This window comes from Velocimicrobium porci (genome assembly GCF_009696045.1).
Classification (GTDB): domain Bacteria; phylum Bacillota; class Clostridia; order Lachnospirales; family Lachnospiraceae; genus Velocimicrobium; species Velocimicrobium porci.
Genome location: NZ_VUMT01000036.1, coordinates 1 through 14083, shown reverse-complemented (window position 1 = coordinate 14083; position 14083 = coordinate 1). Strand labels below are relative to the sequence as shown.

The 14083-nt window shown below is 45.4% G+C and carries 16 protein-coding genes and 1 pseudogene; 1 reads left to right on the top strand and 16 read right to left on the bottom strand.

What is annotated here, in order from left to right:
- Positions 1-226: 226 nt before the first annotated feature.
- From FYJ58_RS13790 to FYJ58_RS15210, 6 genes are all read right to left on the bottom strand, one after another.
- Positions 227-697 (bottom strand): RNA polymerase subunit sigma-73, encoded by a 471-nt coding sequence (locus tag FYJ58_RS13790; protein WP_002576321.1) that lies wholly within the window; start codon positions 695-697, stop codon positions 227-229.
- A 167-nt stretch (positions 698-864) separates the two neighbouring features.
- Entirely contained in the window at positions 865-1692 is an 828-nt protein-coding gene (bcrD, locus tag FYJ58_RS13785; protein WP_002576322.1) for a bacitracin resistance undecaprenyl-diphosphatase BcrD, read from the bottom strand.
- Positions 1692-2441 (bottom strand): ABC transporter permease, encoded by a 750-nt coding sequence (locus FYJ58_RS13780; RefSeq protein WP_002576323.1) that lies wholly within the window; start codon positions 2439-2441, stop codon positions 1692-1694. The genes bcrD and FYJ58_RS13780 overlap by 1 nt, the downstream gene beginning before the upstream one ends.
- Positions 2434-3351: a bacitracin ABC transporter ATP-binding protein BcrA gene (gene bcrA, locus FYJ58_RS13775; RefSeq protein WP_002576324.1), complete on the bottom strand. Its 918-nt coding sequence runs from the start codon at positions 3349-3351 to the stop codon at positions 2434-2436. The genes FYJ58_RS13780 and bcrA overlap by 8 nt, the downstream gene beginning before the upstream one ends.
- 180 nt (positions 3352-3531) lie before the next feature.
- A complete protein-coding gene (bcrR, locus tag FYJ58_RS13770) occupies positions 3532-4146 on the bottom strand; it encodes a bacitracin resistance transcriptional activator BcrR (protein WP_002576325.1) in 615 nt (204 codons plus the stop codon).
- Positions 4136-4333 carry a helix-turn-helix domain-containing protein gene (locus FYJ58_RS15210; RefSeq protein WP_009246557.1) on the bottom strand — a complete coding sequence of 66 codons (198 nt, stop codon included), beginning with the start codon at positions 4331-4333 and terminating at the stop codon, positions 4136-4138. Before FYJ58_RS15210 ends, bcrR begins: the two co-directional genes overlap by 11 nt.
- 165 nt (positions 4334-4498) lie before the next feature.
- On the opposite strand from FYJ58_RS15210, the gene FYJ58_RS13760 reads away from it, so the two are divergent.
- Complete coding sequence (locus FYJ58_RS13760; protein ID WP_002576326.1) at positions 4499-4852, top strand: helix-turn-helix domain-containing protein; 354 nt, start codon at positions 4499-4501, stop codon at positions 4850-4852.
- An 80-nt stretch (positions 4853-4932) separates the two neighbouring features.
- On the opposite strand, the gene FYJ58_RS13755 is transcribed toward FYJ58_RS13760, so the two are convergent.
- The 10 genes and pseudogenes from FYJ58_RS13755 to FYJ58_RS13700 form a co-directional block, all read right to left on the bottom strand.
- Positions 4933-5133: a hypothetical protein gene (locus tag FYJ58_RS13755; protein ID WP_235912663.1), complete on the bottom strand. Its 201-nt coding sequence runs from the start codon at positions 5131-5133 to the stop codon at positions 4933-4935.
- A 380-nt stretch (positions 5134-5513) separates the two neighbouring features.
- The gene (locus FYJ58_RS13745; RefSeq protein ID WP_062807338.1) at positions 5514-6926 is read right to left on the bottom strand and encodes a relaxase/mobilization nuclease domain-containing protein; all 1413 of its coding nucleotides are present in this window, start codon (positions 6924-6926) and stop codon (positions 5514-5516) included.
- A gap of 59 nt (positions 6927-6985) precedes the next feature.
- Positions 6986-7306, bottom strand: coding sequence for a hypothetical protein (locus tag FYJ58_RS13740; protein WP_054355235.1), 321 nt, complete (start codon positions 7304-7306; stop codon positions 6986-6988).
- On the bottom strand, positions 7303-8157 hold the full coding sequence (locus FYJ58_RS13735) for a nucleotidyl transferase AbiEii/AbiGii toxin family protein (RefSeq protein ID WP_062807339.1): 855 nt from the start codon (positions 8155-8157) through the stop codon (positions 7303-7305). Before FYJ58_RS13735 ends, FYJ58_RS13740 begins: the two co-directional genes overlap by 4 nt.
- Positions 8154-8699, bottom strand: coding sequence for a type IV toxin-antitoxin system AbiEi family antitoxin domain-containing protein (locus FYJ58_RS13730; protein WP_442856778.1), 546 nt, complete (start codon positions 8697-8699; stop codon positions 8154-8156). The genes FYJ58_RS13735 and FYJ58_RS13730 overlap by 4 nt, the downstream gene beginning before the upstream one ends.
- 161 nt (positions 8700-8860) lie before the next feature.
- On the bottom strand, positions 8861-9160 hold the full coding sequence (locus FYJ58_RS13725) for a CD1845 family protein (protein ID WP_062807340.1): 300 nt from the start codon (positions 9158-9160) through the stop codon (positions 8861-8863).
- Positions 9157-9459, bottom strand: coding sequence for a hypothetical protein (locus tag FYJ58_RS13720; RefSeq protein ID WP_062807341.1), 303 nt, complete (start codon positions 9457-9459; stop codon positions 9157-9159). The genes FYJ58_RS13725 and FYJ58_RS13720 overlap by 4 nt, the downstream gene beginning before the upstream one ends.
- Before the next feature lie 151 nt (positions 9460-9610).
- Positions 9611-9949, bottom strand: coding sequence for a plasmid mobilization protein (locus tag FYJ58_RS13710; RefSeq protein WP_062807342.1), 339 nt, complete (start codon positions 9947-9949; stop codon positions 9611-9613).
- Positions 9950-9951: 2 nt separating this feature from the next.
- Positions 9952-10770: a DUF3849 domain-containing protein gene (locus FYJ58_RS13705; RefSeq protein WP_062807343.1), complete on the bottom strand. Its 819-nt coding sequence runs from the start codon at positions 10768-10770 to the stop codon at positions 9952-9954.
- Position 10771: 1 nt separating this feature from the next.
- Positions 10772-13963 (bottom strand): annotated as a pseudogene (locus FYJ58_RS13700) (SNF2-related protein); the annotation flags it as partial.
- Between the last annotated feature and the right edge of the window lie 120 nt (positions 13964-14083).

Genomic DNA, 14083 nt, shown 5'->3' with positions numbered 1-14083 from the left:
ATCATGCACATGTAATTACAATATCCGGAAAATCATATCGGCTTAAAGATCATATCCAGACTGAAAATTAAAAAAGTTGTACATTATTATTTTGGAACTTTTGTACATTTTTGTATTGACATTTATACATAGGTTATGTACCGGAAATGCCGTCTATGAAATTGTCAAGCTCCACATTGGGAGAATGTTCTTCCCTCAATGGGTAGGCACTGATACGCTTCATTTGTTAAGTGTTATTCAAAAATTTTTTTATTTTTTTAAATCTTTGTGCAACAGCACTTCTGGAACAATGCCAAAGACGTGCTACATCAATTTGACGATAACCATCCACAAAAAGTAATGTCAATAGCTCCAAATCTTTCTTCGACAGCTTCTTCAATCTCAACAGTAGTTGTTCGTTTTCCACCGAAGCCAACCATCCATATCGCGTTTGATCAATCTTATCAACATCCCATTGATAAGATAACGATGCAAACTTTCGGAACAGCTGTGATTGACCACATACTTCATCATATTGTTCACAAGGTATTGGTTGCGTATGGTTTTGAAAAACCCTTTGACTGCAAAACCATGCCCAGTCATATTCTTTCATGGCAGCAATCTGTTCTTCGCTCATCCCTGCATCACAATACTCAACTTCTAAACGCTTCCATCTACTATCAAACTTCTTTTTCTCATATCCATAATTAAATCCCATTATTAACCTCCTGTAGATTCAATTTGCAAAATTCACCATGCAAACTAAAATCAGGAGGAGATCGACAACGAGAATCTCTGGGTTGTTTTCCATCCCCAGAAACAAAAATGCCAGCTGATCTTAAGGACCAGCTGGCATTTTTATTCGCGCACAAAGAAAACGCATTATTAAGATTTTATAAGTACAACAAGTATACCAAGCACAATTCGATACCAACCAAACACCTTAAAATCATGTTTTTTGATAAAGTTCATTAGGAATTTAATTACTAAGACAGATACCGCAAATGCCACAGCCATACCGAGAACAAGAGCGAGCAGTTCTGCACTTGTAAATTCAAACCCGAATTTTAACAGCTTAAAAGCACTTGCTCCAAGCATAGTAGGTACTGCGAGGAAAAAAGTAAACTCTGCTGCTGCCACTCGTGAAACTCCTATGAGTAAAGCACCTATAATCGTTGCTCCCGACCGTGATGTGCCGGGTATAAGTGATAACACTTGAAATGCCCCTATCAAGATTGCTGTTTTATAGCTGATGTCAGAAAGTGCCATAGTAGTAGGAGTACGCTTTTTATTCCAATTTTCTATGAGAATGAATAACAAACCATAAAAGATTAACATGATTGAAATCACAATGGGGGTTTGGAGGTAAGCATCCAAATAATCATCAAATAGAATCCCCATAATAGCTGACGGTACACAAGCTACCGCAACCTTGAACCACAACGAGAAAGTATCCTTTTTAACAATTGACTGTGCTTTGTTCTTAAATTGAAAGGGAAACATCTTGTTCCAAAACATTACAACCACTGCGAGTATAGCTCCAAGTTGAATAACAACAAAAAACATTTCTTTAAATGCTTCGCTCATATTAAGTGTGATAAATTCGTCCACAAGAATCATATGTCCTGTGCTGCTGATAGGTAGCCACTCAGTAATACCCTCAACAATTCCAAGAAAAATAACTTTTAAAATTTCTATAAAATCAAGTACCATTATTTCAAATCCTCCTTTTTAAAATGATGAAAGGTCATAAGAAAACCAACTGCTGATACAAGAATAATAATAGATACAGACAGCAGTGTAGGATAGCCGGTACTCTGAAGTTTACCCTGCACCAAGAAATAGGTGGCTGTCCACGGATACAACGCTCCCCATTCTTGATTTGAAAGTGCGGCACTTCCCATGACAATCACGGCAGAGCCAATCATCGGGGCGACAAATCCTTTTGTTTTCATAGCAACAAACACAAAAGGAGAAACTGTTAAAAACATCAGGATACTGCCAAACAAAAACTTGGGGAGCCATACTATTGCCACTAGTAAGCTATATCCCTCCAATGTAAAGACAGCGTCATATAGCCCACAAACGATAAATATACCTGCCCATGTTACAAGGGTTAGCATAACAATCCAAAGAAGCAGGGTGCAAAATTTTCCAATTAATAGTTTTGTCCTTGAAATGGGTATGGGCAATATGGTTTTGAGGGTGCTTTCTGTGTACTCTCTGCTAAACAAGTAAGCTGCAATTGCCACATATATCATAATGTTTACCAGCAGCATGATATACAGTACACTGTCGCTGTATATGTCAGACAAGGTAAAGATAATCTCCGGCTTATCAAAATGTGTTTGCAAGGCTTCTATTAACATCAAAAGTGGGGTAGATAATACCCCTGCCACACTAATTAGCACCATTTTTGAACGCTTTAGTTTTAATAATTCACAAGAAATAAGATTAAGCAATACCGCCACCTCCAATCAGTTTAGAAAAGTAGTCCTCTAAGTTTTCCTCACTATCATTTATCCTTGTCACGAGCAGTCCATTTCGTGCAAATTCTCGATTGATTTCTCCAACACTTTGGCTAAAGTCATAAATTCTCACCGTACCGTCCTGCACTGTAAAATCCGTCATGTGGTAGTGGTTTTCTAAAATCTTTCCGGCTATCTCACTGTCAGATAAATCAAATTGAATGTATTTTCGATTCCTTTTGTGAAGCTCGGATATATTCACTTCCTCTACTAAATGCCCCTCGTGCATAACGCCGATAATATCTGCTATCTGTTCAATCTCGCTTAAAACATGGCTTGAGATAAAAATGGTAATGCCATGATTGTGACTAAGTTCAGATAAAAATGAGCGTATTTCAACTATTCCAATGGGGTCAAGTCCGTTAATCGGTTCGTCAAGTATTAAAAGCTCCGGCTCGTGCATAATGGCGGCGGCAATACCAAGCCGTTGCTTCATTCCGAGGGAATAATCGGAAAAGACTTTTCTTTTCTCCTTATGCAGCCCCACAACTTCAAGAGCTTTTTCTACTCCACTTTTAGATACTCCCCCTCGCAGTTTAGCGAGAATTTGCAAATTCTCATACCCTGTTAAATTACTGTAAAATCCCGGTGTTTCGATAATAGAGCCTACTTTGCTATAAAGGGTATGGATATTTTCCTTATAGTTTGTGCCAAACAAGCGTACCGTTCCCTCCGTTGGGAAAGCAAGCTGCAACATCATTTTCATTGCTGTGGTTTTGCCTGCTCCGTTTCTGCCGAGCAAACCATAAATTTTGCCCTTTGGCACATGAAGATTTACCTTATCGACAACGGTGGCTGTTCCGTATCGCTTCGTAAGATTTTCTGTTTCAATGATATAATCCATATTTGATTCTCCTTTCCGTGGGTTGCTGTTCTTGTTTTCGCTGACCACAATCTTATTATCCACGAGTATTGCATAGAAGCCAAGAAATCTACCGTCACAATGCCGACACAATAGATGTCAGCACGAAAAAAGCTCCGACACTTATCGTGTCAGAGCCTATTTTAAAGGGTTTATGGCATTTTACTTTGTTTGGGTTTGCTTTATCCAGACAAATATTTTAGCAACAAATAGCAGAAACATAAGGGCGGTTACATAGGGTTGTCTTGCCGCAGCGAAGAAGCAGATAAAAAGCGTACTCAGCACGAGAGAGCATTTTGTGATTATGTTGCTCCATGATTCCTTTTCAAAACAAACACACATCAGTTTCGCTATCCCAAGTGCAATCAAAACAATAAAAACAATCCAATAGATTGCAAGATATATTGGGGTAGTGTCTGTAAATGAAAGTAGATTGACAGAATAAATATATCCGTCAACAAGGTTACCATACAACGGCAAAAGTATAAAAGTAACCGCCATCATATCTAATATTCCATAAATGAAACTGTAAATTTTTTTCAAGTTGGAACGATTTTCAGTTTCGGCAAGTGTAATCAGTTCTTCGCCCGATAGCAGTTCATCTATGGTCACAGAAAAGAATTTAGAAATACACTTGAGCGACTCAATGTTAGGGTAACCCTTGCCGCTTTCCCATTTTGAAATGGCTGTTCTTGATACATATAATTGCTCCGCAAGTTGTTCCTGCGTTAAGTTCTTTCCAGTCCTAAGCTGTTGTAGCTTTTCATTAAATTCCATGATTCTCCTCCTGTTTGTTCCTTGTTTTCATACGTCCATCAACGGGTTTTTCTGCATCTTTTGGTATCATCCATGCACGACCAAATTTTTCAGTTCCGTCAATGCGATTTTCCTCACATAATTTTTGTATCCGTCTTTCCGATATGCCCCATTTTTCAGAAGCGGCTTTCACAGAAATGTAATTCATAATATCAACTTCCTTTCGCAAAGAGTATATAATTATTATATACGGAATGACGAATAATAGCAAGTTTCTCTCCACTAATACGAAATTATACACTACTAAACATAAAATCATACTTCGTTCAAATATCATCACCCGAAATGTACAATGATATAGGATGATATTAAAATGTACCAAGATGAAAGAAAACTTGATTTTAAGCCGTTAGGTATAGCGATAAAAAAAGCTCGGGAAGCAAAAGGGTGGACACAGGAATATCTTGCCCAACTGGTAGACCTTACGCCACGCTCTATTATGTATATAGAGAACAGGGGGCAGCACCCAAGGCTTAACAAATTTTATCTCATTACTACCTTGCTTGACATCTCTGTAGACCAGTTCTTTTTTCCATGCAATGAAGATGGCGACAACAATCGCCGCAAACAAGTTGATGTACTGTTGAATGATATGGAAGAAAAGGAGCTTATCGTGATGGAAGCTACGGCTCAAGGCTTGAAAAAGGCAAGAGAAACTGCGGAATAATTAACGCTGTTTTCGTAAGCCAAGCCAACTGAAAAAAGTGCGACACCTACACAGGCTATCGCACTTTTTAGGTTATTTTTTTATTCTCCACACAAATCATAAAGCTGTTCACATCGGTTTTGAATATCTAAGATTTCTGTTTCGGTTAAACTCCTGCGGTTATGAGTAAGTTGTTGCTCTAAAAAATCACGATAGCCATCAAGTAAGGCATCCCGTAAAAGCTCGGGGGCTTTGCAATGTTCCACACCAAACCATTGCTCATCTTTTTCATCCCAAATCATAACGGTGTATCCTCGCTTAGTGTTCACCACCTCCAAAACACTATCTTTATTTAGGTAATCGTTGAATACTTCTAAAACCTTTTCAAAGGTCATCATTTTATCAGCCCTTTCATATTTTAGGTGCTTATATGTAAGTAGTTTATATACTTATTACGACTATGATAATAAAAGTAAATCATCGTGTAAAGGATACGGATATTGTTTGCGAACAAAAGTGGCAAGCAATGCCGGTGTTAATACACACCGACCCGCAGAGTGCAAAATCCCTCCATGATTTTTCTCTCCGCTTGCTTGTTGAGGGCAGCGCCCCCAAGCCCCTTTGAACACAGAATTTCATTCTGTGGCTGCGCGTTCTGCGAACGCTTTTGACCAGGACCAGCTTACCGCTGGCCGTGGTCTTTTTCTTTTTCAACATCCTGTTCTACCTCCATTTTCAGCACTCGATCCACATTGGCCTTTGCCGTCAAAAGCTCCCGCATTTCCTCACGGGAACGCCGGTACTCGGCATAGGTCTTTTTCTTTTCTTCCAGCAATTTTGCGTACTCCGTCTGCAACTCTTTAACCTTAGGCAGCTTCTTGACTCCCATTTCATCAAAGGCATTCTTGGCAGCCTGGTGGAGCAGAATTTCTTCCTCATGTTCTTCCCGGAATTTCTTAGAGTAGCCGGCCTTGCGGTATGCCACATAGACCTCACGGGTCTTGGCATAATTTACGATGTGAGTACGCAAAACAGCAATCTCTGCCATGCGCTTTTCAGCCGCTTTGATCTGCGCCGAAAGCTCATTGTGATGTGCCGTGGCAGCCGCAGCCTTTTCTTCTAAAATCGCATACTCCAGCAGGTTATGCTCTGACAAGTAATTCATGGTCTGTGCCATTTGTTTCAGATTGAAAACCTTGGCCCAACGAGCATAGCCAGCACCTTTTCCTGCCTGCAATTTTGCCTGAATGTCCACCAGCAGATTGACCTTCGGCGGCTCTGCCTGTGTGACTGTTTTCTTTCGTGGGGTATGCGCTTTCTTCCCGGAGAGAACTGCCCGCAATTCTTCCACTCCATACCCTTCGCCCAGACTGTCCACGCGGGCTGCTTTCTCCCAGCCGGGGAGCTTCAGGCGATACGATTTCCCGCGCTTTGATACTTCACAGCCGGACTCTTGCAGCAACTTCAGCAGTTCCTCAAAATTAGCAGGGCTTTGTGATAATGCGTTGTCAATCGCCACACGAAGCAGCTCTCGGTGAGAGGGCTTTGCCTGATCGCCCAGCCATTTGTTATAGCTCTTTCCGTGAGGGTTCGGATTCTCTACAATGGACAGTCCATTCTCAATACAGATGGTGTCACTTAGCCGCCGAACCGCCTTGGTGCTGCCCCAAAAGTTTCGGAATTTCCGGTCATATTCCAAGCTGACTGATGACCAGATAATGTGATTATGAATGTGCGACTTGTCTATGTGGGTGCAGACCACAAAGGCATGATTGCCTTTGGTAAAACGCTTGGCAAATTCTACACCCAGCCTGTTTGCTTCTTCCGGGGTGATTTCGCCGGGGCGGAAAGACTGGCGCACATGATAGGCAATCACATCATCCGCACCGCGCACTCGCCCGGTAGCGGCAATGTACTGCCGCTTTGCCAGAAGAAACTCTGCATCCGCAGTCCGGCTGTCACAAGCATAGCCGGTAATGAGCCTGCCGTTATCTGTTTTCTTTGGATTGGCCACATAGTCGATGATGTCACTGATCGCCCGACTTTCTATGCGGCCCTTGCCGACATGAAGCGGCATGATGCGGGTTGTTGCCATAGGTCAGACCTCCTTTCCGAAAAGAAAACGGCCTGCCGTAGCAGACCGCTTTCACTATTCTATAAAACTTTTTCATCGAAATAATTGAACTCATCATCTTCTAAATGTCTTGGTGGAAATCTCATTTCATATTGCTCTTGCGCCAATGCACGGACATCAGGCCGCCTATCCTTTAGTCGATTTTTCAGCCAGGACAACTGCTCTTTCGATAGCCTCCATGGAAGATTCAAAAGACGATTCAGTGTCATCAGTTCAGCCTGCTTTTCTGCTGGTAGCGAAGCACAGGATTTACAAATGTGGGCTGCATGACCTTTGCCTGAAAATTTTTCGTTGGCTTTGTATTCGCCACAAATTTTACAATAATGTCCATGCTTTTTCATAAGCTGATACCTTTCTCGCAAAGTGCATATAACCTGCGAATTGCTTTCATAATCACATCCCATTCCAAATCAGAAGCATAAGAAAACTTTTTACGGTATGCCTCCCAAAGTTTTTGCATAACCGAATCATTTTCTACTTCGTTAAAAACTTCTTCAGCCTGGTTAAGATACTTCTCAGATCCCCGTTTATGGGCAGTTGCCAGAAGTGCATCATGTAAAATATTTGGGTTCAGTGTGGTTCCATGTAGCTGTTCTAAAATGTAAATATCGTAGAAATCTCTCATGCGGGTATTAGTTGTGGTTCTGGTAATAATGGTTTCCAATTTTTCTGCCAGCACAGTTTCTAAATTATAAGCCCAAATATCAATGAAGCGATCTTCCAACATAAGTTTGAATGAATACCGGACCTCTCTTGGTGTAATCGCATCTCCCGTAGAAATATCAATTTTCAAAGGGGTCACTACGCCATCGAATGTTGTACTCATGCTGACACGAATCCCTGGATACTCTGCTTCATCCATAATCTCCGAAATACTTTTCAGCTGAAATTTAACACCATCATCAATCGGAACAGTTACGATTGATGAAATTAGATTCTCAATATCCTCCACATTGACATTGGCTCCTTTTATGGTTGCATCCAAATCCATCGTAGAACGGGCATCCAATCCAACCATAGCCGCTACCAACATACCACCCTTCAAGATAAACTTATCACGATACTCAGAAAGAGAAATACGCTCCAAAAAACGCTCCATCATGTAGTTCCTCATTAAAATCTGAGCATCTGCGGATTTTTCTCTGGAAAGGTTTCGTATTAAATCTTTAAGCTGCCTTGCTGTTTTTATCATAAAAGTACCTCCAAATACTGTCGTAAAATTTTTTCCACCTTGAACATCCCAGCATATTGCATTAAAGCTCGCAGGTTCTTATCTTTTCTACGAGCATACGCTTTCAATGCCCCCTGAAAGGTTTGAATTTCAATTCTACTGCGGCTTCTGAGCAAATCACAGATCGTTCGCTCCATATCATAAACCGGTACGGTATGCCCAAAAGGTGTCTGACCGCTGGACAACCCAACATCAAATAACTCTGGCTTCATGGTGTAAACAGATAGCCCTTCTGCTTTTAAGCGAGTCGGACTATAACCACGCCGTACTGTAACAGAATATTTGGAGGGTTCTCTGTCAGTCAAATCATGAAAAAACAAGGCCGATTCATGGGAAAACACTGCCTGATTACACCGCAGATGCAAAAGGAACATAGCATCTACCCAGGCATCTTCGGAGACATAAATACCATGGGCAACCTGTTGAAGATTTTTCTCTTTAACATATTCATAAAAAATGGGCTTTACAATTCCGCTGGCAATTACCTGCGCAGTTTGTAGCATCCCATCATGCTCGGTCAGAAGTCTGTCTAATTGCTCAAACCGTTCTGATCTGGTCACGATCATCACTTCCTTTCGTGCTACTATTATACACGAATATAGCACGAAAGTAAATAAGGTAATTATAGATCCACCGTGTATCATTTTTTATAGTTTTGCGTATTTTATCCATAAACCAACTCCTGAATTGCAAATTTCAAACTCTGCACCTTGCCCAGCAGCCAGATCGCAGCCAGCGGCAGCCCCATCGGGCTAATCAAAAATGCCATAACCAGCAAAATCACACCGTTCTGCGGGGAATAGGTAATCAGCACAGCCACGCCAAGCAGAGCAATCACCATGCTGAACAGACCAAGCACCAGACCGGATATGTAGATCAGCCCCGTGCAGAGCCAGACAAAAAGTGTCAGCACCAAAATAACCGGCGCAGTTACGATCATCAACAGGCATTTCAAAATCTTCATTCCAGTTCCTCCTTCCAACGCTCCAGATGCCGTTTACACAGGGCATCTGCTTCTCTCTCATCATCTTCCGTCACTTCCCGTTTACCTTTGGTCAGTTCAATCTCCAGATAAGTCCGGTAATCATCAGCTAAGAGGTCGAACAGTTCCTTGGGAGTATGGCACACCTCGCCGGTGCAATAGCGAAAGTCTTGGTCAAATTCAACCCTTACACATCCATGACGGCTGATATAAACTTCGGTGGTCTCGTCTGCGGCCAGATAGTCCGCAAAAATCTCCAACACTTTTTCAAAGGTCAGCATCTGTTTTCACTCCTTTGCTACGCTTCTTGCTCTACTCATATTATCCGGTACGGACAGGCAAAAGACAAGGATACCGGCAAAAAGAAAAAGCGGAGGGAGATGCGGCGAAGAAACGCCGTTCCTCCCTCCGCAAATGGAGTATCTTTCCCTGTTATGAAAGTTTAGAAAGCTGGGTAAGGATTTCCTTCACCCCCTCCCACAGTTGTTCCTGCCGCTGGGATATATCCTCCAAATCAGCATCATAAACCCGCCCGGTCTCATGCACTTTACGGGTCAGCTGATTCAAGTTGTTGCTGCTTCGGCGCATCAGGGAGACCAGCTCCTTCAGTTCCGGCAGATCCAGCTGCACCACATACCCATCCAGTGCCATTTTCCGCAGATAGGCACTCAAATTTTCTGTCCCGTATTGCTGCATCTTTTGATGGATCAGCTCCAGTTCCTCTGCGGATACCCAAAACAGCACCGGAACATCCCGCTTACGCTTTGCCATAGTTATCGCTCCGGTTCCCGTTTCTTCGGGGCGGCAGGCTTGTGGGCAGGCAGTTCCTGCTTGAGCTTATCCCGTACAGAGGGACGGGACGGTTGTATCTTTTCTCCCTGAGTACGGCTGAGCTGCTGTTCTTCTCGCACCAAATCAATAAAACCATCCAGTACAGCAGGGTGGCTGTTCAGGACATAACCACAACGGACAGTTTCGGGATTATCGTTGGGAATGGTCTTAGCCCATTCCTTATTGCGTCGGGAGTAACGCCCATCCCAGTCCTGAAGCTGGACGGTGTTGGCAAGGACCAGCGCCACACGCTCCATGCCATAGTTCTCGATCACACCCTTTGCCGCATCGTGACTGAGATACATTCCGTCGAAGTGTTCCCGCACCGCCGCTTCAATGGACTCCTTGCATTGGAGATTTACATTGTTGGAAGTTCGGTACTGCTCCAGCTCCCCATGTTCTCTCGCATAGGCGGCAGAGTAGGGATAGACCGGTGTTGTTCGCAGTTCCTCTTTAGCTCTGCACACATCATCGGCTCGACTTTCAATACTGTCCCGGATCACATCCATGTGGCCGGTCTCCAGCTTTTCAAAATAGCGGTACACATCCGCCAGCGGCGAGGGAGATTCCAAAAGTGCCTGAGCCTGGGCGTCGGTCAGCTCCAGTTCCTCCATCGCCATCACGATGTCCTCACGGACAGTATACTCATAGGTGTGGTGCAGGATTTCTTCCGGGGGCTGGCTTTTCAGCCAGTCCCTGTATTTGTCCTGCTCAGCAGCCATCTTTTCATAAAGAGCCGTATTCAGATCGTTGGTATTCATGTTATCGCACCTCCTCATGCTGTTTTGGTTTCTTATCTGTACTGCGGGGCGGCACCGGGCGTTTCAGATGGTCCAATACCGAAGGCCGTGTGCTTTTGGCAACGACAGCTTCATCGTGTGCCGGTCCCTTTCCGTCGATGTTGAGCAGGGTATCCAGCTCCACCAGGCGGGCGTTTTTGCTTCTCAGTTCTTCTTCATAAAGGAATGGCTTTCCGACTTCCTCCTTTGCGGCAGCCTGCTGCTGATAGAGATTATCCAGCTGTGCCTTTGCCGCCTCCAGACGCTGGGGCATCTGGGCGAGGGCATTGTCGATACGGGTAAGATTTCCGCGAGGGTCTGTACCAAGGGTTGCCCTGTGGGTCATCTGTCCTTTCAGCAGGAGCGTATATTCCTGTTTCCAAGCGGAAAATTCCACGGACATGGCATAGCCCCGGTAGCTGCCGATCTGCACCGGATCGGAGGTTTTGACCTCCTTGCAGGCATCCAAAAGGGCTGCACCGGCGTTCTCCTTATCGGTCAGCAGGTCGCCACGGATCTCCATACCGGCAAAGCCGTCCTCCGGGTGTGGGTGAGCTGCCAAAACCTCAAGGTCAGATTCAAAGCCCTTGATAAAGCCCTTGTGCTTTTCAATCTCCTCCGGGAAGTATTTGAGCAGCTGGTCCTCCAGACGATACTGCTTGCTCTGGTGGTCGGCTTTCATCAGCTTCAGGCGGGATACCTCCACATCCAAATCCATACGCTCTTTGATACGGGGATCTCCGGCGCACAGAGCCTTGATCTCGGCAAAACTGAGGGCGGTTTCATCCACATCATCGCAGGAGCGCACCGGCGATTTAGAGGTCATAATCTGGCTGATGAATTTCTGCTTATTCTCCACCGTCTGCCAGAGATAAGCGTCAAAGGTTCCTTCGGTCACATAGCGGTACACATGGACAAGAGGATTCTGGTTGCCCTGGCGCTCGATACGGCCCTTACGCTGGGCAAGGTCTCCCGGTCTCCACGGGCAGTCCAGATCATGAAGTGCCACCAGACGGTCCTGCACATTGGTGCCTGCGCCCATCTTGGCGGTGCTGCCCATAAGCACACGCACCTGACCGGTACGGACTTTAGAGAACAGCTCCTTTTTCCGCACTTCGGTGTTTGCTTCATGGATAAAAGCGATCTGGTCGGCAGGCATCCCCTGGGCAATGAGTTTCTGACGAATATCGTCATATACCGTAAAGGCCGGTTCCTGCTCCGGCAGAGGCACAGCGCCTTCCAGTGCGTGAAGCAGTGGATTATCCAGCGTTTTCGCCGCCTTGCTTGCAGGAGCTTTTGCCTGCGGTGTAGAAATGTCGCAGAACACCAGCTGGGTCAGCTTGTCAGCTTCGCCATCCCGCCAGATCTGCATGATGTTCTCTACGCACTGATTGACCTTTGTTCCGGGTTCGTCCGGCAGCATCTGGTTGACGATCCTCTGGTCCAGCCCCAGCTTACGGCCATCCGAGGTAATCTTGAGCATATTGTCCTGGGATGGGTCAACGGTTCCGCTGTGTACCAGCGATGCGCGCTCCGAAAGGGCCTTGACCATTTCCTGCTGATGTTCGGTAGGCTGCGCCACGATGTTGTGGTATTCCACTTCCGGGGTAGGCAGATTCAACTGGTCGGCAGTCTTAATGTCCGCAACTTCTTTGAACAGGTTCATCAGCTCCGGCAGATTAAAGAACTTGCTGAATCTTGTTCTTGCCCGGTAGCCGGTGCCTTCCGGTGCCAGCTCCAATGCTGTGACAGTCTCCCCAAATCGGGAAGCCCAGCAGTCGAAGTGGGTCATGTTCAGTTCTTGCAGGCGTTCATACTGAAGGTAACGCTGCATGGTGTAAAGCTCGGTCATGGAGTTGCTGACCGGGGTGCCGGTGGCGAAAATCACGCCACGGTTTCCGGTGATCTCATCCATATAGCGGCACTTGGCAAACATATCGCTGGACTTTTGGGCATCGCTGGTTGAGAGACCCGCCACATTCCTCATTTTTGTGTATAGAAACAGGTTTTTATAGTTGTGGGCCTCGTCCACAAACAAACGGTCCACACCCAGCTGCTCGAAGGTTACCACATCGTCTTTTCGCCCCTCGGCTTGCAGCTTTTCCAGCCTGGCTTCCAGAGACTTTCTGGTACGCTCCAGCTGCTTGACGGTAAAACGCTCACCACCGCTGGCCTGCACCTCTGCGATCCCCTCGGTGATCTCGTCGATCTGCTCATAGAGAAGCCGTTCCTGACGCTCCCGGCTGATGGGGATACGCTCAAACTGGCTGTGTCCCATGATGATGGCGTCGTAGTCACCGGTCGCAATACGGGCGCAGAACTTTTTGCGGTTATGGGTCTCAAAGTCCTTTTTTGTGGTGACTAAGATGTTGGCGGAAGGATAGAGGCGCAGAAACTCCGACGCCCACTGCTCGGTCAGGTGGTTGGGAACCACAAAGAGAGATTTCTGGCACAAGCCCAGGCGTTTGGCTTCCATAGCAGCAGCTACCATCTCAAAAGTTTTGCCTGCGCCTACTTCATGTGCCAACAGGGTATTTCCTCCATACAGCACATGGGCGATGGCGCTTTTCTGGTGTTCCCGCAGGGTAATGGCTGGGTTCATGCCGCCAAAAGTGATATGGCTTCCATCATACTCACGGGGACGGGTAGAGTTCATTTCTTCGTTGTACTGGCGCACCAAAGTCTGGCGGCGCTCCGGGTCTCTCCAGATCCAGTCCCTAAAGGCTTCCCGGATCGCCTGCTGTTTTTGAGCAGCCAGGGTGGTCTCCTTGGCGTTCAGCATGCGGCGCTCTTTTCCGTCTGCGTCCTCTATGGTGTCATAGATACGGACATCTCGCAGATTCAGGCTGTCCTCCAAAATCTTGTAGGCGTTGGCACGGCTGGTTCCGTAGGTGGTGTAGGCTGCCACATCGTTGTAAGATACAGAAGATTTCCCCTTGATCTGCCATTCAGCGGTAAAGGACGAATAGTTGACCTCGATACTGCGCTGGAGATAAAACGGGGTGTTGAAGGTCTCGTACATAAACTGCTGGATGTACTCTTTGTCGATCCAGGTAGCGCCCAGACGCACCTCGATCTCCGACGCATCCAGGTCTTTGGGCTGGGCGGCGGTAAGAGCTTCCACATTGACTGCATAAACCGGGTCCTGCTGTGCCGCCCGCTGCGCCTGATATAAAGTTATACTTAAATATGTACAATAAATATTAAATAAGAATGTACAAATGTTATGATATATGAGTTACAAGGAGGAACTCATATGATATTAAATAATCGGATCATAACAAATATAAAAATA